Genomic DNA, 19210 nt, shown 5'->3' on the forward strand with positions numbered 1-19210 from the left:
CGCAACAAACTTTCGTGTCGCCTCGCGGCCTGCTATGGGATGGGCGGGGCGACCGAGGAAAGGGCGCGCATAAATGAAGCCCATCTACATCGACTATCTCAATGCTCTAGACATCGATGCGCTTGCCATGACCGACGGCGAAATCATTGCCGCCGTCGAGGCCGGTCTGGTCGCTCAGGGCAAGGGCCAGACCGTGATCGAACCGCGTGTTCACCTGGAACCGGACCCATCCTTCCACGGCCATTTCAATGTGCTGCGCGGCTATGTGGCGCCACTCGACGCGGCGGGCGTGAAGATCGTCGGCGACTACGTCGACAACTATCTGCATGGCCTGCCCTCTGAATTCGGCATTCTGAACCTGTTCGATCCGCGCACCGGCACGCCGCGTGCCATCCTCGATGCCACCGTCATCACCGACATGCGCACCGGCGCCGTCACAGCGATCGGCGCGAAGCATCTGGCACGCAAGCACTCCAAGGTGCTCGCCCATATCGGCGCGCGCGGCACCGCCTATTGGAACGTGCGCCTGCTTGACCATCTCTTCGACTTCGACGAGATCCGCGTCCATTCGCGCCGCCCGGAAAGCCGGGACGGCTTTGCCGCCAAGCTCTCCGGCGACCTCGGCAAGAAAGTGACGGCGGTCGCCGACTGGAAGAGCTGCATCGAAGGCGCCGACATCGTTGTCGAGGCCTCGCGGCTGCCGGAGCCTCGGCCGCTGCTCAAGACCGAATGGATCAAGCCCGGCGCCCTGGTCGTACCCTATGGCACAATGAGCGCGGTGGAGCTGTCGCTGACCGACATCATGCAGAAGATGGTGGTCGACGACTGGGGCCAGTGCAAGGGCGGCAAGTTCGGTTCGCTGCGCGCCCATGTCGAGACCGGACGGCTGAGTGAAAAGACGCTGCATGCCGAGCTTGGCCAGATCGCCGCCGGCCTCAAGCCGGGCCGGCAAAGCGACGACGAGACCATCCTGTTCTGGCATCGCGGCCTGTCGCTGTCCGACATTGCGCTCGGCAAGGCGATGCTGGCCAAGGCAGGAGAAAAAGGCATCGGCCAGAGGCTGCGTTTCGCATGAGCGCGCTCGTCCTCACCGGAGCCGCCGTAAGTGTCGGCGATATCGCCACCGTCGCCCGCGGAGCCCGCAAGGTGGAGATCGGCCCCGATGTCCTCGGCAGGCTGGACAAGGCACGCAAAGTGCTCGACCAGGCCGCTGCCTCCGGCCAGCCCATATACGGGCTGAACACCGGGCTCGGCGCCAATCTCGGCACGGCGGTCGAGGGCGACGCCAGTGCCTTCCAGCGGCAATTGCTGGAAGGGCGCAGCGGCGCGGTGGGAGAGGCGCTGCCGGTTGAGGCGGTGCGGGCAACAATGGTCGCTCGCCTGGCGATGCTGTCGGCCGGCGGCTCCGGTCTCTCTCCCGCTGTCTTCGTCGCTCTGGTCGACGTGCTCAATGCCGGTGTCCATCCGGTCATGCCGTCACTCGGCTCGATCGGCGCCGGCGACCTCGTGCTGATGACCGCGCTTGCCCGTGTGCTGATCGGCGAAGGCGAAGTCGACTATCAGGGCCGTCGCATGCCGGCGGCCAAGGCGCTGATGATGGGCCGCCTCGCGCCCATCAGCCTGGCACCCAAGGACGGGCTGTCGCTGATCAACGCATCGGCGGTGTCCTCCGGCTGCGGCGCGCTTGCGGTAACTGACGCGCTGTCGGCGCTTGCCCAGCAGCAGCAGGCCGGCGCGCTGACCATGGAAGGTTTTGGCGCCAACCGCACCATCCTCGATCCGCGCCTGCACATGGCACGCCCGGCGGCCGGCCAACAGGAAGCCGCCAAGATATTGCATGATCTGCTGGCCCGCGACGAGCCGCCGGCGCCGACCACCCTGCAGGATCCGCTGTCGATCCGCTGCATGCCGTCGATCCACGGCGCGCTGATCGAGGCGATCGGCCAGGCTAAACGTGCCGTCGAGATCGAGCTTAATGCCGCCGCCGACAACCCGCTGGTGCTGGGCGATGACGAACTGGTGCTGTCGACCGGCAATTTCCACACGGCCGCCCTTTCGCTCGCTTTCGAGACACTCAGCCTGGCGATCGCGCAATGCGCCGCCGCGAGCGTCGCCCGCTTCATTCAGCTCACCGGCTCGGGACGCAACGGCCTGGCGAAATATCTGTCGCCGGTCGGCGGCGCGTCGGCCGGCTTCGTGCCCCTGCAGAAGACGGCGACATCGATCCTGGCCGCCATTCGCCACAAGGCCAATCCTGTGATGCTCGACTTCCTGCCGGTATCGGAAGGTGTCGAGGACCATGCGACCCAGTCCCCCCTCGCCGTTGCGAAATGCGCCGGGATGATCGCGCTATGGCGGCGGCTGATAGCCTTCGAGCTGATGGCTGCCGCCCAGGCCGTCGACCTGCGTGAAGGGTCGACGCTGGGGCCACGCACTGGCTCGATCTATGCGGCGGTGCGCGCGCATGTATCGATGCTGAAAGACGACCGGCCGCTGGGAACCGACGCCGAGCTGCTCCACGCCATGCTCGCCGATGGAGCGTGGCAAGGCGCCGCAATGGTCAGCCAGGAAGCCGAATAATCAGCTCCTTGCGTCTACCTTTTTCATGAACAGGCTGAGCTCGGCCGGGTCCATGTGCACGATGTGCCTGTCCTCCGGATAGGCGCCACTGTTGACGTCGGCGACATATTCGGAGAATGCCGCCACCCGCTCCGCCTGCAGCCGGTCATATTCGGCGGCGAAATTGCGATAGACCTTGGAGTGGCGCGGCATGTGACCCCGGTTCTGGCCAAGGATATCCTCGGCGAACAGATATTGCGCATCGCAGCCGGTGCCCGCCCCCATCGACAGCATGATCAGCGAGGTCCGCTCCGAGATTGCCTTGGCAACCTCCACCGGCACCACCTCGATCTCCGCGCCGATGGCGCCGGCGGCCTCCAGTTGCTTCACCGCTTCGAAGACCTGAAGAGCGGTATCGGCGGTCTTGCCGACCGCCTTGAAGCCGCCGGTCCAGGTGGCGCGGGATGGTATGAGGCCGACATGACCGATGACGGGAATGGCATCGTCGGCCATCCGTTTGATCGTGGCATGGCCGGCGCTGCAATAGACGGCGTCGGCACCGGCCTTGTAGAGCCGGAACGCCCAGCGCAGGAAATCATCCGCCGTGCCGATCTCGAAGAAATTCTCGCCCGGCATGGTGAACAGGCTGGGCGCGGCATCGCGATATTGCGGGTTAAGCACCAGTTCGGGCGGCACCGAGACGATGTCGACCCCTGCCCGTTCGGCGGCCTCCGCCTCGTCGAGCGTCAGCACCCGCAGCATGGTCAGCTGGCGCTTGCCCTTCATGGCGCGCAGATCGGCGACGGTCGGTCTCTTTCGGCTCATTAAAACATCCTCTCTGTTGCTTGCCACGTGCTGGGTCGGTTGCCGCGCGTCAAATCTGGATCATCACCTTACCGGCCTCGATCTTCACCGGATAGGTCGCGAGATTGACGCAGACCGGCGCGCCCTTGGCCTGGCCGGTCTTGTAGTTGAAGCGGCCATTATGCTTGGGGCATTCGATGATGTCGTCCATCACCAGCCCCTCGGCCAGATGCGCCTTCTCATGCGTGCAATAGCCGTCGGTGGCGAAGAACTGATCATCCGGCGAGCGGTAGACCGCGAAGGTGCGGCCGCCATGGTCGAAGCGGATGACATCCTCCTCCTCGACGTCGTCCACCGCGCACGCTTCAACCCAATCGGCCATCTTTCAGTCTCCTGCCAACACTCGCGATCGTTATTCGGCGGCCGCCGACATATCGACCTCGTGGAACTCGCCGCGATAGGGCCTGGCCGTCGGCGGCAATTCGCGCTTGAGGTAGAAATCCTCGTATTTCAGCTGCCTGAGCAGGACCGGCCAGACCTCGCGATAGGCATGCCACATCGACGGGTTCGGCTCAGGCAGATCGTGCTTGATCAGCTCGTGCAGCCTGGGCAGCGCGTGGTACGGCACCATCGGGAACATGTGATGCTCCACATGATAGTTCATGTTCCAGTAGATGAAGCGGCTGATTGGGTTCATGTAGACGGTGCGCGTGTTGAGCCGGTGGTCGACGACATTGTCGGCAAGGCCGATATGCTGCAGCAGGCCGGTCGTCACCATGTGCCAGGTGCCGTAAAGGCGCGGCAGGCCGATCAGCACCAGCGGTATCCATGACCTCAGCGCGATCGCAAGAACGATCGTCGCGAGATATATGGCCACGTGCCATCGGGCGGCGACCACGGCCTTGTGCTGTTCCATTTCGGGGATGTAGCTCTTCTCCTCCGCCGACAGCGTGCCGAAGGCCTGGCGCACCAGCGTCGGCAGCGAATAGCGGAAATCGAGAATGCCGGTGAAGGCGAGCGCCGCCTTCAACAAATCCGGCGGACGCATCACGGCGATCTCGGCGTCGCGGCCGACAATGATGGTGTCGGTATGGTGGCGGGCATGGCTCCAGCGCCATTGCACGGGATTGCGCATCAGCATGAAGGAGGCGATGTGGTAGACGACATCGTTCATCCAGCGCGTGCGGAAGGCCGTGCCGTGGCCGCATTCGTGCCAGCGCGAATCGCTCGACGAACCGTAGAGCACGCCATAGACGAACAGGAACGGCACCACCCACCAAGTGCCCCAGAACCAGACGATGCCGGCGGCCGAGCCCAGGATCGCGGCGAGCCAGATCACCGTGTCGCGGATCGCCGGGCCATCGGAGCGCTGCATCAGTTCCTTCATCGCCTTGCGCGGCACGTCGGTGTGGTACCACTCGGCCGAGGCCAGGCCGGTCTCGATCGCCCTGCGTGTGCTTTCGCCGACCAGGCTGTAATCGCGCTTTTTTGCCATCGTCGTCACATCGACCTCCAATCGTCATGCACCGCTGGCAACCCGGTCCGCCGGCCGGAGGGCTTGCTTTGGATAAATGTAGCGCTCATGCCCTGCCCGCCAATCTTGGGAAATTGCCGGAAGGCTGAGGATAATCCTGCTTTGGCTGCCGGGCGATGGCCGCGATCCGGTTTTCGGCGGCCGCGATCTCACCCGCACCGTCGAGCACCCGGAACACCGCATCGTAGGCCCGGCTTTCCCCATGCTCCAGCCAGATCATCTCGCCGCGGTCGCGCGCGGCGAGATCGCCGAGCACATGATGGGTCGAAGGCTCCATGCCCAGCGCATACTGCCCGGCCTGGAAATTCTGCCATTGATAGGCACAAGGCAGCTGGTCCTTGCGCGTCACCACTTCGAAACCGAGTCCGAGGCGGTCGTTGACCACCGCCACCGGAACCTCGCCCTTTGCGTCGGCGCCCATCTCATGCTGCCAGACCTGCTCGCTGAACCCCATTCGCGGTTCCGGCGCTGTGCGATAGCCGACCTTCTGCGCCTTGTAGCGCTCGCCGGCATGACCGGCCCACACCACGTCGCGGATCGGCGCGAGATAGCGCGAACCCTGGTCGAGCAGGGGATGGCTGACATTGATGTGGTAGAAATACATATGCGGCGTGCGGTTGAAGCCGTGATTGACGACACGGTCTGAAAGCCGGATCTCGTTGCCGCCGACATCGGCTTCGATGCGACGGATGAGATGCAGATCCTCGCCGAACACCGCCGACTGCTGGACGATGCCTTCGGCCCACAGCACGCAGCGGTCGCCCTCCCAGCGCTCGCCATGGCCGGTCAGCCGTGCCGGAATGGTGCCGACGCGGCCGTGCAGCGAATGGGTGACGGTACTCTTGCCGGGGTAGTTGTAGTTTTCGGCCGGCACCTCTTCCCGGCCCAATATGTGGTCGAGGCCACAAGTGACGAGCAGCCCGGAAAAGGAGCGTGCCCAGGCGAGCCCGCTCTCTCCCTCATAGTCGTGCAGACCCGGATGGCGGAAGCCGCTCGGCGAATGCCAGCCGATCGCCAGGCCCTTGAACTCGCAATCGGCGATATCAAGCGCCCGGTCGACCAGCGCCGTGAAGCGCAGGCCCGAGCCGGTGCGGAACTCCAGCATGCGGATGCCGCGCTCCACGCCGTCGCCAAGCGTCATCAGCCGCACGCCGGCGAATTGCGACAGCATGCCGGATCGCTCCGCCACTTGCCTTCGCGACAGCGTCTTGCCGTAAAGCTCTACCATGCGACGCCCTTCACTTTGCCCTCGCCTCTTTGAGCAAGGCCGACATGTCGGCGCCGGTGATGATGCTTTCCACGGTCAAGAGGTCGGTGTCGGCGACGATCTGTTCGGCGACGATTTCGCCGCGCCGCATGACGATGATGCGGTCGGCGACCTGGAACACGTGGTGGATGTTGTGGGTGATCAAAAGCACCGAATGGCCGGCGTCGCGCACTTCCTTGACGAAGCGCAGCACGCCATGGGTCTCCTCGACGCCGAGATTGTTGGTCGGCTCGTCGAGGATGATCACCTTGGCGGCGAACTGCATGGCGCGCGATATGGCGATCGACTGGCGTTCGCCGCCCGACAGCGTCGAAACCAGCGCATCGGCGTCGAGTTTCTTCGAGATGCCGACGCGCTTGAGCAGTTCGGAAGCGGCCTTGCGCAGCTTGGCGAGATCGAGCGGCGCGAACACGCCGAGCCAGCCGAAATTGACCGGCTCGCGACCGAGGAAAAGATTGCGCGCGATGCTGAGATCCGGCGCCAGCGACGTGTCCTGATGGATGGTCTCGATGCCGAGGTCCATCGCATCGCGGGTCGAGCGGATCGAGACCTTTTCGCCGCGCACATAGATGTCGCCTCGGTCGACGGGGAACACGCCCGAGATCGCCTTGATCAGCGTCGATTTGCCGGCGCCATTGTCGCCGAGCAGCGCCACCACTTCGCCTTCCCTGAGCGTCAGCGAGGCATTCTTCAGCGCACGCACGCTGCCGAAGGATTTCTGCAAATTCTGCAGCCGAAGCACGTCCATTATCAGCTCCTTGCGGCGTTCTTCTGCAGCAAAGCGTGCAGGATCAGCATGGCGAGGATGATGAGGCCGACGAAGATGTTGTAGGCCAGCCCCGGCACGCCGATCAGCACGATGCCGTTGCGGATGGCGCGCAGCATCAGCGCGCCGACGATGGTACCGAGGATGGTGCCGCGCCCGCCGGTCAGCGCCGTGCCGCCGACCACCACCATGGCAATGACTTCCAGTTCGTAGCCGGTACCGGCCACCGGCGAAGCGGCGGAGATGCGGAAGGCGCTGATCATGCCGGCAAGACCGGCCAGCACCGAGGTCGCGATGAACAGCCAGATCTTGACGGCGTCCGCCGGCACGCCGCGCGCCACCGCCGCGTTGCGGTTGGAGCCGATGGCGCTGATCCAATTGCCGAGCTTGGCGTAGCGCAGGATGTAGATGGCAAACAGCGACAGGCCGATGAACCACCACAGCGAGGTATAGAAGCGGAACGAACCGACATTGAAGCTGCCCGCCAGCAGGGTCACGAAAAAGCCGGGCTGGTCCCAGGATTTCAGCGGGAACCCTTGCGTGATGTAGAGGGCCGCGCCGCGTACGACGAGCAGCATCGACAGCGTCACCAGGAAAGACGAAATGCCGATCTTGGTGACGATCAGCCCGTTGATGGCGCCGATCGCGATGCACAGGAGAAGGCCGGCCAGAAGGGCGATGCCGATATCCAATCCCCCGTTCTGCACCAGCAGCATCACCACCACCGGCGCCAGTCCGAACACCGCGCCGACGGACAGGTCGAATTCGCCCGCCGTCAGAAGCAGCGTCATGCCGAGCGCGATGATGCCGAGCTCGGGCAGGAACGCCATCATGTTGGAGATGTTGAGCGGCGACAGGAAGTTGCGGTCGGCGATGGCGAACACCGCCAGCAGGACAATGAGGATGATGAGCGAGGAAAATTGCGGCGAGCGTATCAGGCTCGATCTGCGTTTCCCGACAGGCATCTCGTCTTCTGCGGCGATCGTCATGACTGTTTGAACCATGCTTGAAAGACGCCCGCCGCTTTCGCAGCGGGCGCTGCTTTTATCATTTCTTGTCGTAGAGCTTCAGGATCGGGTCGACGCTGGAGGCGTCGTAGAGACCGAAAGTGTGGATGTCGTAGCCGATCGGCTCACCCGATGCGGCCAGCCCGAGCAACGCCACCGGCATGAAGCCTTGCGCCGACGGGTACTGCCAGGCGGCAGCGTTGACGAAGCCGTCCTTGACGGCCTGCGCCGTCTCCTTGGAATTGCCCCAGCCGACGACCGGGATCTTGCCGGCCGGCACGCCGGCACCGTCGAACACCCGCTTCACGCTGGCCGCCACGGAATCGCCGAGCGCGATGATCGCCGGCGGATTGTTGGCCACCATATAGTCGGTCATCTTGGCGATGATGCCGGCCGGATCGGTGCCGCAATCGACGACGTCGTATTTGATCCCCAACGGATCGAAAACGCTTGCGATGCCTTCCGTCTCCAACTGCTGATAGCTGGCGCCGGGAACTTCCACCGGCAGGAACACCTTGTCGCCCTGCTTCACCATCTTGTGGTCGACGAGGTACTTGGCCCAGACCGCGCCGGCTTCCTTGAGGTCGGCGCCGACATAGGCCTGGCGGCCCGTCGCCGGATCGTCGGTGTTGAAGAACACGATCGGGATGCCGGCAGCCTTTGCAGCCTTGACCTCCTCTGTCCAAAGCCCCGGCTGCGCCGAGGTTGTGGCGATACCGTCGGGCTTGGCGGCGAGCGCCGAGTTGAACGCCTCTTTCTGCGCCGCCATGTCGCCACCGCTGAAAGAGATCTTGCAGGTCACCTTGAGCTGGTCGCAGGCCTTGGTCGCGCCGGCGTTCCAGTCGATCCAGAACGCATCCGAGGGGCCGCCATGCGACAGCAGATAAAAGGTCTTCTGGCCCTCCGCCGCCTGCGCCGTCGTGCCGAGGGCCACGCCGGCGAGCACCGTCGCCGCGGCCGCCAATTTCCAAGCGAATTTCAACATTCTTTCCTCCCTTGTTTGGAGCCGAGCGGCCGCGAACCGGCAGCGCGAAACAATCATCAAAGGCCGTTGGCGCGGAATTTCCCGTCGAGGAATTTCTTGGCGCGCGGCACGTCGTCCTCCGACAGATGCTCGATGATCACCGGGATGTTCGGATGCTTCTCAGCCAGCCGCTTGAGATAGAGATCATAGTTCAGCGAGCCGAGGCCCGGCGCCGGCAGTTCGATCTCGCCGACGCCGCGGAACGTATGGCTTTCCATCGCATCGGCGTCGCCGATATCGGCGTGCTTCTCCGACTTGTCATCGCCCGAGCGCTTGACGTCCTTGGCGTGCGCGATCTTGATCTTGTCGGTCAGCGTGTCGAACACCTGGTTCAGGATCTGGTCCATCCTGTCGATATTGTGCGTCTCGAAATAATTGGTGGGGTCCATCAGCAAGCCAAGGCCGGGGTGGTCGACCTGCGCGAACATCCTCACCGTCTCCTCGACCGAGCCGACGACGTTGTTGACATAGGTTTCGAGCAGGAAGACCGCGCCGTGGTCATAAGCCGTCTGCGCGAGGTCCGCGATCACCTTGCGGCATTCCTCGAAACCTTCCTCAGTCTTGTTCTTGGGATGATGGACCCAGTCGGATTCGGTGTTGTAGGTGCCGGTCTCCGAGATCACGTAAGGCGAACCGAAATGACGGGCGTTGCGGATGATCTCCTTGAGATAGCCGACGCGCTTGTCACGCTCGGCCTTGTCCGGATGGATGATGTTGGTGTAGCCCGACACGCAGCAGACCGGCAGGTTGTGGTCGCGGAAGACGTCGCGGACCTTCTTCGCCTTGTCCTGCGTGATCTGTCCGGCCGACAGGTCGACATCCTTGAAGTGGAGATCGAGCTGCACCGTGTTGAAACCGAGGCCGCGGATCTTCTTCGCCGTCTCTTCGAGGCCGTACGGGAAATAGCCCGTGAAAATACCTGCCTGCATCATGATCTTGAATTCCTCCCTGTAAGCGATTCAGTTGTCTGGTGTTTCGGTTGCGGTGATCAGATAGCGATTTCGGAAAGCTTGACCGTTCGGCCCGATGCCATCGAGCGGTATCCCGCCTCGACCAGCGCCATGGTCTTGACATTGTCAGCGACGGAGAGCGCGGGCGGCGTGCCGGTCTTCACCGCGTGCTGCAGCTGCTCCATCACGCCGATGAAGGCATGCGGGAACCACATCGTGTCCCAGCTTGGGCTGACCCATTCGCCGCCGGTGGTTTCCGCGGAGGCATAGGTCAGCGTCGAGGCCGCACCCGTCGGCCAGCCGATCGTGCCCTTGGCGACACCCTTCGTGCCGTCGACGCGCCAGTTGATGTGCTGGTCGTCCTTGTATCCCTCCTGGCGCGGGCCGGACCAGACATCCTCGAGCGAAACCGCGAGCACGCCGGACGGGAAACGCAACGTCGAGACGGTGATACCGTCCAGATGGTCGAATGTCGTGCGCGGATCCTTGCGCGTCAGCGTCGTGATCTCGTCGGGATCGCCGAACAGGAAGCGCAGCACGTCGAGATGATGCACGCTCATATTGGCGAGCGTCAGCCGGTCGTAATCCTCGAGGAAGGTCTGCCAGTGCGGGATGGCGTGCATGTCGATCTGCGCGAAGACAATGTCGCCGAGCGCGCCGCTGTCCATGATCTGCTTCAAGACGCGCATCGACTGGTCGTAGCGCATGTTCTGGTTGACCGAGAGGATCTTGCCGGCCTTCGCCGCTTCATCGCGCAGCTTGACGGCTTCCTCGACCGACAGCGCCAGCGGCTTCTGCGCCAGGATTGCCTTGATGTGCTTCTGCTTCAGCGCGTGGCGGATCAGCGCCGGCTGCAGATCGGGCGGGAAGGCAAGGTCGATGATCTCGACATTCGTGTCCTCGATCAGCCGTTCCGGCGTGTCGTGCACGGTCGGGATGCCCCAGCGCGTGGCGACCTTCTGCGCATTCGCCCGCGTGCGCGACGCAATCGCCACGACTGGAAAGCCGGCCTCCTTGTAGGCGGCGAGATGGCACTCCGCCATGATCATGCCGGCACCGACGCAACCGATCCTGTATTCCTTTGTGCGGACCTTCACGTCCGGTTCGAAGCCTTTGGCTGCCATGTCTTCCTCCCGAAATTCTGTCCTTGCGGCCGCAATCATCTCGACAACGCGCCTCCGCTCTGTCCGAAATAATGCACGCGGGTGGCCTCGCAGGATATCGCCACCATGGCGTCAGGCCTGATGTCGGGCTGGCCGCGCAACAGCGCCTTCAGCCGCGCTTGCCCGGCAGCGAGTGTCACGACGGTGTAGCCGCCGAGCGGCTCGACTTCGAACACCCGCGCCGGGCGGCCCGAGCCCCCGTCCGCCCAGGGTCTGACCTTGATGTCTTCCGGCCTCAACCCGATCTCGACGGCATCAGCGGGAGCAGTCTTGTCGGCAATCCGGATCGTGCCTTCAGCCGCCTCGACACCGCCCTCGCCGCGCGCCGATTTCAGGATGTTCATGACAGGCGAGCCGAGCAGCCGCGCCACATAGGTGCTGGCCGGCCGGTCATAGATCTCGGCCGGCGCACCGATCTGCCGGATCTTGCCATTCTCCAGTATGGCGATGCGGTCGGCGATCGACATCGCCTCTTCCTGGTCGTGGGTGACATAGATCAGCGTCTTGCCGAGTTCGCGCTGGATCCGCTTCAGCTCGACACGCGTCTCCTCGCGAAGCCTGGCATCAAGCGCCGAGATCGGATCGTCCATCAGATAGGCGTTGGGATCGCGCACCAGCGCACGCGCGATCGCCACGCGCTGCCGCTCGCCACCCGAAAGCTGCGCCGGCGGCTTGTGCAGGATGTGGCCGATATGCAGCTTGGCCGCGACGTCGGCGACGCGCTTTTTGATCTGGAGCTCGGCGACGCCGCGTTCGACCAGCGGAAAGCGCACATTGTCGAGCGCGCTCATATGCGGGAACAGCGCCAGGTTCTGGAACACCATCGCCACATTGCGCTCGGCCGGCGATACCGTGTTGACCGGTCTGCCGCCGATCAGGATTTCTCCGGCGTCCGGGCTCTCCAGCCCGAGCACCAGGCGCAGCATCGTCGACTTGCCCGATAGCGGCGGCCCGAAGAAGCAGAAGAACTCGTTGTCGTTGACGGTGAACGACGCATCGTCCACGGCGAGCGTTGCACCGTATCGTTTCGTCACGTCGCGGAAGACGATGTCGGCCATGGCTCAATCCACCCTCATCGCAAGGCCGCTGGCGGCATCGAAGATGCGCACCGACGCCGCCGTGGGCGCGACAACCGCTGTTTGTCCGATCGAGAGCCCGACATCATTGTCGAAGACCGCCTTCACGGCGCCCTCGCCCTGGCCGAGATGGACGATGGTGCGCGCGCCGATGCGCTCGACGAAGGTGACAGGCATGGCAAGACCGCGGCCGTCCTGCGCCAGGGCCACCTGCTCCGGCCGGAAGCCGTAGAGCACGTCACCACTGGCACCGCGCAAGGTGGCCGCCAACTCGTCCGGCAGCGGCGGCGTGATGCCCAGCGGCCCGAGATCGACGACAAGCCCGCGATCACTCTCCGCCGGCTTGCCCTTGAGCAGGTTCATGCCCGGCGCACCGATGAAGCGGGCGACGAAGACATTGACCGGATTGTTGTAGACTTCGAGCGGCGTGCCGACCTGCTGCAGAACGCCGTGGTCCATGACGGCGATGCGGTCGGCCATGGTCATGGCTTCGAGCTGGTCGTGGGTGACATAGACCATGGTCTGCCTGAACTGGCGCTGCAGCTGCTTCAGCTCGGTGCGCATGACGGCCCGGAAGGCGGCATCGACATTGGACAGCGGCTCGTCGAGCAGGAAGATCGCCGGCTCCATGATCGCCGAGCGGCCGATCGCCACGCGCTGCAAGATGTTGACCGACAGCCGGTCGGCCTTGCGGTCGAGCAGCGGCGTCAGCTGCAGCAGCTCGGCAATGGCGCCGACGCGTCGGTCGATCTCGGTTTTCGCCGCACCGCGCATTCTTGGCCCGTAGGCCAGGTTCTGGCGCACCGTCATATGGGTGAAGATGGCATAATTCTGGAAGACGAAGCCGACGCCGCGCCGGCCCATCGGCACGCCGGCCATGTCGCGCTCGCCAAACAGGATCTTGCCGCTGGTCGGCTCTTCCATGCCGGCGATCATGTTCATCGTGGTCGACTTGCCGCAGCCGGATGGCCCGAGCAGCGCCATGAACTCGCCATCCGCTATGTCGAGGTCCATCGTCTTCAGCGCGGTGAAGTCGCCGAATGTCTTGGTGAGGTTGCGCAGCTGGATCGCGCTCATGCCGCCACCTGCCCTGCCCGCGCCATGCGCTTCATGGCGAACACGGCGACGACGGAGAGGACGATCAGGATGGCCAGCGCGATCGCCGCCACATAACCCCAGATCAGGTCCTGCGTCGTGACCTTGTAGATGTAGACCGAGATCGTTTCCGTGGCGACGCCGGGACCACCGCCGGTCATGATGTAGAGCGTGTCGAAGATCTTGAAGTTCTCGATCACGCGGATCGCCAGCGCGATGATGATGATGGTCTTCATCTTCGGCAGCACGATGGTGACGAAGCGCTGCCAAGGATTGGCGCCGAGCAAGGTAGCCGCCTTGATCTGGTCCTCCGGCACGCCGACCAGGCCGGCAAGCAAGATCAGGAACATCAGCGGCGTCCATTGCCAGATATCAGCGATCATCACCGCGATCAGCGCCAGCGTCGGGTCCGACAGCCAGGCGATGGTGACCTGTGTACCTGATATGGCGGACAGGATGTCGTTCACCGGGCCGCCGGACTGGAACAGCATGAAGAACATGTAGCCGGCCACCGCCGGCACCACCATCATCGGCGTCAGCAGGATCGAATAGAAGATGCGCTTGCCCGGAAAATCGTCCGCGAACAGCGTCGCCAGCGCCAGGCCCAGCAGGAATTCGGCCGGCACGCAGACGATCATGACGATCGCCGTGCGCTTCAGCGCGCTCCAGAAGCGCGCATCGGCGGCAAGGTCCGTATAGTTGGCAAAGCTGTTCCACATCTCCCAGGCATTCCACCAGCCGAGGCCCGAAAGCGGCGACCAGTCGGTGACGCTGATGTAGAGCTGCATGAGCAGCGGAAAGACCGAGATGAACAGCACCAGGATCTGCGCCGGCAGCGTCAGCCGGAAGCCCAGCTTTGCTCCTTCATCGCGCGGCGCCGGCTTTGCCTGGACGGCCTTCATCGCGTCCTCCGAAATCGTGGCAATCACCGCGCTCATTGCTTGAGCGCTCCAAAAGTCAGGCCGCGCACCAGATGGCGCTGGATGGCGATGCCCATGATGACCGGCGGCACGGCGGCGATGAGCCCCAGCGCTGCCTTGGCACCATAGAGCTGGCCGGTCATCGAGGACGACAGCGAGGCCATGTAGACGGGGATCGTCACCCATTCGCGCGTCGTCAGAAGCAGCGCGATCAGATAGTCCGACCAGTTGAGGATGAAGACGAAGAGGGCAGCACTCGCGAGCGGCGCGCGCATCATCGGCAGCGTGATGCGGGTGAAGACGCGCAGCCGCGAGCAGCCTTCGACCAGGGCGGCTTCCTCGATCTCGCGCGGCATGTCGTCGAAGAAGGTCTTCATCAGCCAGAAGGCGAACGGCAAGGTGACGATGCCGTAGATCAGGGCCAGCCCCCACCAGCTGTCGGTGAAGTTCAGGAACGACCACATGATCATGACAGGGATCATCACCGCCATCGGCGGAAACAGCCTGAGCTGGATCAGCGCCAGCGGCAGATTCTGTCCGGAGCCGAAGCGCGACAGGCCGTAGGCAGCGGCCGTGCCCGCCGACATGGCGATCGCGGTGCCGAACACCGCCGAGAGCAGCGACGACAGGATCGGCTTCAGCGCGGTGCGGTCGAGCGCCACGATCAAATTGTTGGTGGATTCGCCGAAGACGAACTGGAAATTGCTGAGTGTCGGGTTCTTCGGCCACCAGGTCAGGTCGACACCGGTCGCCGACCATTCGGCGATCGGCTTGAAGGCCATCGACACCATCCACAGGATCGGCACCAGCGTCACCGCCATCGCCGCGAGGATCGCGGCGTAGCGGAATATCTCGAAAGGAACGGAACGCTTCATCTGGCTGCTTTTGCTGGTGATATGGGTTGCGGAGGGGAAGAGCTTTCGCCCTCCCCTCCGGCTCTGATCCAGGGAGACGGATCAGCTGATCGGATCGAGAACGGTCGGCCAGGCCTCCTTGTTGGTTCTGATGGCTTCGAGCAATTTGTCCTCGCCGATCCGCCGGGCGATCTTCTTCCACTCGGCTTCGGTGTCGGCCATCGCCTGTTCAGCGGTCTTGGCCTTGGTCAGCGAGGCCATGAGGTTTTCGTCCAGCGCGTTGTGGAAGGCGGTGGCGCCGGGATAGTTGATGGTCGGCACCGTGCGGGCGACGGTCTCGCGCACCACATCCATGTGGTAGGCATGATAGGTCTGGCGCACCAGCGGATCGGAGAAATCCGAAAGCCGGAACGGATCGAGATAGCCGCCGGGATTGGCGCTCATCCAGGCATAGATGCGGGCCGAGCCCAGCCATTGCAGCAGGAGGTAGGCGACTTCCTGGTTTTTCGACTGCGACGAGACCATGCCGGTCAGCGAGAACCACAGCACCGAGCGGCTGATCAGTTTGCCGTCGATCTCGCGTCCCGGCGGCAGCATCGTGCCGATCTTGCCGGTGACGGCCGAATCCTTGTTGCCGGCATTGTCGAGGAATTTCGGCAGATTGGAGAAGGCGCAGGTCATTGCGGCACCCCCCTTGGCGAAATTGCCATACTGCTCCGGCCAGCCCCATGAGATCGCATCCGGTGAATGATGGACGAGCGATTCCACATATTCGTTGGTGGCGGCGATGCCGTGTTCGGAATTGATCAGTGGCTTGCCGTCGTCGCCGAACAGGAACTGGTTGGGCGAGGCCATCGAGACATAGCGCTGGTACCAGTTGGTGTAGCCCCAACCCTGGTTGCGCAGGTCGGTCGAGCCGAACAGGCCCTTGTCGGGGCGCTGGAAGAAGGCGGCGATGTCGCTGTGCTGCTTCCAGGTCTTCGGCGGCGCCAGGTCGTAGCCGTATTTGTCCTTGAAGGCCTTCTGCTCGGCGGCGTCGCCGAACAGGTCGGTGCGGTAGACCCAGGTCTGGAAGTCGCCGTCGAGCGACACGCCATAGTTCGAGCCGCGATATTTGTTGAGCAGCGACACGCCCTTGGCGCCGTCGACATAGCCGGTCTTGGGATCGTCCCACTCGGGCTTGTACTGGGCGACGAAGTCGTCCAGCTTGGCGATGCCGCCGGTCTCGGCGAGGTCGCCGAGGCGGTTCCATTCGGTTGAATAGATGTCGTAGGCCCCACCCTTGGTGGAGATATCCTGCATCGTCTTGGTGAATTCCTGGCCGTTCGGCAGGCCGACGATCTCGATCGGAATGCCGGTTTCCTTTTCCCACAGCTCCTTGATCGATGGCGCGCCGGCCGGGAAAGGCTGCGTCAGCTGGCCGATCGAGCCGTCCGACAGGCCGAGCACGATTCTAGCCGGCGCCTTGCCTGCGCCCTTCAGCGCCTTGGCGGCCTCGATGGCGCGGCCTTCCGGTGTGTCCGCGCCGTATTGATAACGCTCGGCGCCCTCGAAACCGGTCGGGCCGCCGATCATGCCAGGCGCCAGCGCGTCGGCCGCAAAGGCGCGGCCGGGACGAATGAATTGCGGTGCGATGCCGGCCGCGGCCACGAACGCCGCCGCCTTTCCTCCGGACGCCAGCAATCGGCGTCGCGATATGCGGATCAGATCAGACATTGGAATTCCTCCCTCAGGGCTCAATGTTTCCTCCACGAGCCCATGAGGGATATTGACGGCAGTATCGGAAGGCTGTCAACATCATAAATAATCAAAACACCTCACAACATCGCAATAAGGCGAGGAAATGCGTCATACCAAGGTCCATGCATCGCTCCTGATGCCTCGAATTGATGGGAAATGTGCTTTCCCATCCCGGCTCCGAACCGTCAGGCGACCTGATTTAGCCCGGCGGCTTGCGCTTCGGCCAAGGCCGGATACATCATTTCCCATCAGAATCGCGGATAGCGGGTGCCGTCGCCATCATGCCGGCGGCCGGCATTGCACGATCTTGATGCATTGAGGAGATGAAAGACGGTGCGTTCCACCCTGACTGACATAGCCCGGGAAGCTGGCGTTTCCGCAGCCACCGTCGACCGCGTGCTCAACAACCGTCCCGGCGTGCGGGCGCGCACGCGCGACATCGTGCTCGAAATGGCGCAGCGCCTCGGCTACATCGCCGAAAGTCCGAACGGGGCACCGCCGAGGCCCTCATCCGGCGAGGTCATGAGGCTCGACTTCGCGCTGCCGGCCGGCACCAACTCCTTCATCAAGATGCTGCACCGCCACATCGAGGCACAGGCCCTGGCGCGCCCCGATCTCGACGTGCACATCGCCACGATTGAAGGCTTCAATCCAGACCGGCTTGCCCGTCTGCTGCAGGATCTGCGCGGCAAGACGCAAGGCGTCGGCGTCATCGCGCTAGACCATCCAACGGTACGCGAGGCGATCCGCTCGCTGTCGGCCAATGACGTCAAGGTGGTGACCATCGCCTCCGACATCCTGCATGTGCCGAGGGTCGCCTATATCGGCATCGACAACCGTGCCGCGGGTCGCCTGGCCGGCTATCTGCTCAAGCGTTTCATGGGCCCGGAACGTCCCGGCAAGGTGGCGCTGTTCGCCGGCTCGCTGTCTTATCGCGGCCATGAGGAACGCGAGATGGGGTTCCGGCACATATTGACCGAGGAATCCCCCAATCTCGAGATCGTCGAGATGCGCGAGATGCTCGACGACCGCGAAAAGGCCTATTCGGAGGCATCGGCGCTTCTGGAGCGGCACCCCGACCTTGCCGCGATCTACAATGTCGGCGCCGGCAACACCGGCATCGCACGCGCGCTCAAGGAGCGCGGCCGTGCGCAATCCATGGTCTTTCTCGGCCATGAGGTGACGGACGGCACCAAGGACCTGCTGCTCGACGGCACGCTCGACGCGGTCATCGACCAGAACCCGCGCGTCGAGGCCCGCGAAGCACTCAACACCTTGACCCATGCGGTCCGGGGGCTCCCCTATGAATTGCACCAGCCCAGGCTGCAGGTGATCTTCAAGGAGAACATCCCGGAAATCTGACGGATCGGGACGAGCGGCGCAGCGCCGCCCGACGCTTCTGACTTACTGGACGGCGGCGACCTGCGCGGCGGCGGCGTCGACGAAACTCTTGTCGACCCATTTGCCGTAGTCGATCGAACCCTTCAAAAGCCCGGCGCCAGCCATGAATTTCTCCTCGCCCTTCAAGGCGTCGATGGCGTCGTCGGTGAGTTTGGGATCCTGGTGGAACACGCCGTCGGCATAGGTCTTGCGCACTGACTTCTCCGACGATTTGGTCGCCTCGACAAAGATCTTGATCGTCTCGTCGGGATGCGCGTCGGCCCAGCGCGAAATCTCGATATCGACCTTCAGCAGCCGCTTGACCAGGTCGGGATATTTCGCCGCGAAAGCGCCGTTGACCGAGATGACGTTGGGCACGTTCCACTCCGGATGCGTGCTTGTGTCGAACAGCACCCGCGCCTCGCCGGTGTCGACCAGCTTGGCCGCTGTCGAGTCCGTCTCGACGATGGCGTCGATGTCGCCGCGCAATAGCGCGGGGCCGGAGGCCTCGAAAGGCAGGTTCAGCCCCTCGACGTCATTCGTGGTCAGGCCGACGCTGTTCAGCGCCTTGCTGAAATTCGAATGCCTCACCGTGCCGGTGAGATAAGCGACCTTCTTGCCCTTGAGGTCCTGCAGGGTCTTCAGCGGCGAGTTGGCCTTGACGACGACGTAGGAGCCGCCCGCCCTGACATAGCTCGACAGGCCGATCAGCTTGACATCGGCGCCGGACGCGGCGACGCGCAGCGCCGGGTTGTTGCCGGTATAGGTCACCTCGATGGCGCCGGTGGCCAACGCCGTCGTCGCCTCCGAGCCGCCATTGAAGGTCACCAATTCAACCTTGATGCCGTCCTTGGCGAATTCCTTGTCCCACCAGCCATCCTTCTGGGCGAGGATGAATTTGAGATGCCCGGGCGCGGTGCTGCCGATGCGGATCACATCGGGCTTGTCCTGCGCGAAGGCGGGCATGCCGCCAAGGCCGATGACGACGGCAATGGCGCCCTTCAGGAGCAGCCGGCGAAATCCATCGAATGCGATGCTGGTCATGGGAAAATCCTTCCTGATTGGAATGAA

At 63.8% G+C, this 19210-nt stretch carries 18 protein-coding genes; 3 read left to right on the forward strand and 15 right to left on the reverse strand.

Annotated features, from left to right (window positions below):
• Positions 1 to 73: 73 nt before the first annotated feature.
• Both AC07SZ_RS08615 and AC07SZ_RS08620 read left to right on the forward strand, forming a co-directional pair.
• The gene (locus AC07SZ_RS08615) at positions 74 to 1075 is read left to right on the forward strand and encodes an ornithine cyclodeaminase family protein (RefSeq protein ID WP_494913958.1); all 1002 of its coding nucleotides are present in this window, start codon (positions 74 to 76) and stop codon (positions 1073 to 1075) included.
• Positions 1072 to 2580 carry an HAL/PAL/TAL family ammonia-lyase gene (locus tag AC07SZ_RS08620; protein ID WP_056571745.1) on the forward strand — a complete coding sequence of 503 codons (1509 nt, stop codon included), beginning with the start codon at positions 1072 to 1074 and terminating at the stop codon, positions 2578 to 2580. Before AC07SZ_RS08615 ends, AC07SZ_RS08620 begins: the two co-directional genes overlap by 4 nt.
• On the opposite strand, the gene AC07SZ_RS08625 is transcribed toward AC07SZ_RS08620, so the two are convergent.
• From AC07SZ_RS08625 to AC07SZ_RS08690, 14 genes are all read right to left on the reverse strand, one after another.
• Positions 2581 to 3384 carry a 3-methyl-2-oxobutanoate hydroxymethyltransferase gene (locus tag AC07SZ_RS08625; protein ID WP_056571743.1) on the reverse strand — a complete coding sequence of 268 codons (804 nt, stop codon included), beginning with the start codon at positions 3382 to 3384 and terminating at the stop codon, positions 2581 to 2583.
• 49 nt (positions 3385 to 3433) lie between these two features.
• Positions 3434 to 3745, reverse strand: a complete 312-nt coding sequence (locus AC07SZ_RS08630) for a MocE family 2Fe-2S type ferredoxin (RefSeq protein ID WP_494913959.1) — start codon at positions 3743 to 3745, stop codon at positions 3434 to 3436.
• A 30-nt stretch (positions 3746 to 3775) separates the two neighbouring features.
• Positions 3776 to 4858, reverse strand: coding sequence for a fatty acid desaturase family protein (locus AC07SZ_RS08635; protein WP_056572152.1), 1083 nt, complete (start codon positions 4856 to 4858; stop codon positions 3776 to 3778).
• A gap of 85 nt (positions 4859 to 4943) precedes the next feature.
• A complete protein-coding gene (locus AC07SZ_RS08640) occupies positions 4944 to 6125 on the reverse strand; it encodes an aldose 1-epimerase family protein (protein ID WP_494913960.1) in 1182 nt (393 codons plus the stop codon).
• A gap of 10 nt (positions 6126 to 6135) precedes the next feature.
• On the reverse strand, positions 6136 to 6918 hold the full coding sequence (locus AC07SZ_RS08645) for an ATP-binding cassette domain-containing protein (protein WP_162258925.1): 783 nt from the start codon (positions 6916 to 6918) through the stop codon (positions 6136 to 6138).
• Positions 6915 to 7919, reverse strand: coding sequence for an ABC transporter permease (locus AC07SZ_RS08650; RefSeq protein WP_494913961.1), 1005 nt, complete (start codon positions 7917 to 7919; stop codon positions 6915 to 6917). The genes AC07SZ_RS08645 and AC07SZ_RS08650 overlap by 4 nt, the downstream gene beginning before the upstream one ends.
• A 58-nt stretch (positions 7920 to 7977) precedes the next feature.
• Positions 7978 to 8922 (reverse strand): sugar ABC transporter substrate-binding protein, encoded by a 945-nt coding sequence (locus tag AC07SZ_RS08655; RefSeq protein WP_056572147.1) that lies wholly within the window; start codon positions 8920 to 8922, stop codon positions 7978 to 7980.
• Between the two features lie 56 nt (positions 8923 to 8978).
• The gene (locus AC07SZ_RS08660) at positions 8979 to 9893 is read right to left on the reverse strand and encodes a sugar phosphate isomerase/epimerase family protein (RefSeq protein WP_056571731.1); all 915 of its coding nucleotides are present in this window, start codon (positions 9891 to 9893) and stop codon (positions 8979 to 8981) included.
• Between the two features lie 56 nt (positions 9894 to 9949).
• A complete protein-coding gene (locus AC07SZ_RS08665) occupies positions 9950 to 11035 on the reverse strand; it encodes a Gfo/Idh/MocA family protein (protein ID WP_172373127.1) in 1086 nt (361 codons plus the stop codon).
• A gap of 35 nt (positions 11036 to 11070) precedes the next feature.
• Positions 11071 to 12132: an ABC transporter ATP-binding protein gene (locus AC07SZ_RS08670; protein WP_494913962.1), complete on the reverse strand. Its 1062-nt coding sequence runs from the start codon at positions 12130 to 12132 to the stop codon at positions 11071 to 11073.
• A 3-nt stretch (positions 12133 to 12135) separates the two neighbouring features.
• The gene (locus tag AC07SZ_RS08675; protein WP_056571721.1) at positions 12136 to 13227 is read right to left on the reverse strand and encodes an ABC transporter ATP-binding protein; all 1092 of its coding nucleotides are present in this window, start codon (positions 13225 to 13227) and stop codon (positions 12136 to 12138) included.
• A complete protein-coding gene (locus AC07SZ_RS08680; protein WP_056571718.1) occupies positions 13224 to 14183 on the reverse strand; it encodes a carbohydrate ABC transporter permease in 960 nt (319 codons plus the stop codon). The genes AC07SZ_RS08675 and AC07SZ_RS08680 overlap by 4 nt, the downstream gene beginning before the upstream one ends.
• Positions 14180 to 15040 (reverse strand): carbohydrate ABC transporter permease, encoded by an 861-nt coding sequence (locus AC07SZ_RS08685; protein WP_056571715.1) that lies wholly within the window; start codon positions 15038 to 15040, stop codon positions 14180 to 14182. The genes AC07SZ_RS08680 and AC07SZ_RS08685 overlap by 4 nt, the downstream gene beginning before the upstream one ends.
• An 81-nt stretch (positions 15041 to 15121) precedes the next feature.
• Positions 15122 to 16735 carry an extracellular solute-binding protein gene (locus tag AC07SZ_RS08690; RefSeq protein ID WP_172373123.1) on the reverse strand — a complete coding sequence of 538 codons (1614 nt, stop codon included), beginning with the start codon at positions 16733 to 16735 and terminating at the stop codon, positions 15122 to 15124.
• A 357-nt stretch (positions 16736 to 17092) separates the two neighbouring features.
• On the opposite strand from AC07SZ_RS08690, the gene AC07SZ_RS08695 reads away from it, so the two are divergent.
• A complete protein-coding gene (locus AC07SZ_RS08695; RefSeq protein WP_494913963.1) occupies positions 17093 to 18121 on the forward strand; it encodes a LacI family DNA-binding transcriptional regulator in 1029 nt (342 codons plus the stop codon).
• Between the two features lie 42 nt (positions 18122 to 18163).
• Here AC07SZ_RS08695 and AC07SZ_RS08700 read toward each other — a convergent pair whose 3' ends face one another.
• Complete coding sequence (locus AC07SZ_RS08700; RefSeq protein WP_172373112.1) at positions 18164 to 19183, reverse strand: aliphatic sulfonate ABC transporter substrate-binding protein; 1020 nt, start codon at positions 19181 to 19183, stop codon at positions 18164 to 18166.
• Positions 19184 to 19210: the final 27 nt, after the last annotated feature.

The organism is Mesorhizobium sp. GW821-FHT07A06, assembly GCF_059419085.1.

Coding starts and splice junctions, on each gene's coding strand:
- AC07SZ_RS08615 (WP_494913958.1), top strand. CDS start 74: ATGAAGCCCATCTACATCGACTATCTCAATGCTCTAGACATCGATGCG.
- AC07SZ_RS08620 (WP_056571745.1), top strand. CDS start 1,072: ATGAGCGCGCTCGTCCTCACCGGAGCCGCCGTAAGTGTCGGCGATATC.
- AC07SZ_RS08625 (WP_056571743.1), bottom strand. CDS start 3,384: ATGAGCCGAAAGAGACCGACCGTCGCCGATCTGCGCGCCATGAAGGGC.
- AC07SZ_RS08630 (WP_494913959.1), bottom strand. CDS start 3,745: ATGGCCGATTGGGTTGAAGCGTGCGCGGTGGACGACGTCGAGGAGGAG.
- AC07SZ_RS08635 (WP_056572152.1), bottom strand. CDS start 4,858: ATGGCAAAAAAGCGCGATTACAGCCTGGTCGGCGAAAGCACACGCAGG.
- AC07SZ_RS08640 (WP_494913960.1), bottom strand. CDS start 6,125: ATGGTAGAGCTTTACGGCAAGACGCTGTCGCGAAGGCAAGTGGCGGAG.
- AC07SZ_RS08650 (WP_494913961.1), bottom strand. CDS start 7,919: ATGACGATCGCCGCAGAAGACGAGATGCCTGTCGGGAAACGCAGATCG.
- AC07SZ_RS08655 (WP_056572147.1), bottom strand. CDS start 8,922: ATGTTGAAATTCGCTTGGAAATTGGCGGCCGCGGCGACGGTGCTCGCC.
- AC07SZ_RS08660 (WP_056571731.1), bottom strand. CDS start 9,893: ATGATGCAGGCAGGTATTTTCACGGGCTATTTCCCGTACGGCCTCGAA.
- AC07SZ_RS08665 (WP_172373127.1), bottom strand. CDS start 11,035: ATGGCAGCCAAAGGCTTCGAACCGGACGTGAAGGTCCGCACAAAGGAA.
- AC07SZ_RS08670 (WP_494913962.1), bottom strand. CDS start 12,132: ATGGCCGACATCGTCTTCCGCGACGTGACGAAACGATACGGTGCAACG.
- AC07SZ_RS08675 (WP_056571721.1), bottom strand. CDS start 13,227: ATGAGCGCGATCCAGCTGCGCAACCTCACCAAGACATTCGGCGACTTC.
- AC07SZ_RS08680 (WP_056571718.1), bottom strand. CDS start 14,183: ATGAGCGCGGTGATTGCCACGATTTCGGAGGACGCGATGAAGGCCGTC.
- AC07SZ_RS08685 (WP_056571715.1), bottom strand. CDS start 15,040: ATGAAGCGTTCCGTTCCTTTCGAGATATTCCGCTACGCCGCGATCCTC.
- AC07SZ_RS08690 (WP_172373123.1), bottom strand. CDS start 16,735: ATGTCTGATCTGATCCGCATATCGCGACGCCGATTGCTGGCGTCCGGA.
- AC07SZ_RS08700 (WP_172373112.1), bottom strand. CDS start 19,183: ATGACCAGCATCGCATTCGATGGATTTCGCCGGCTGCTCCTGAAGGGC.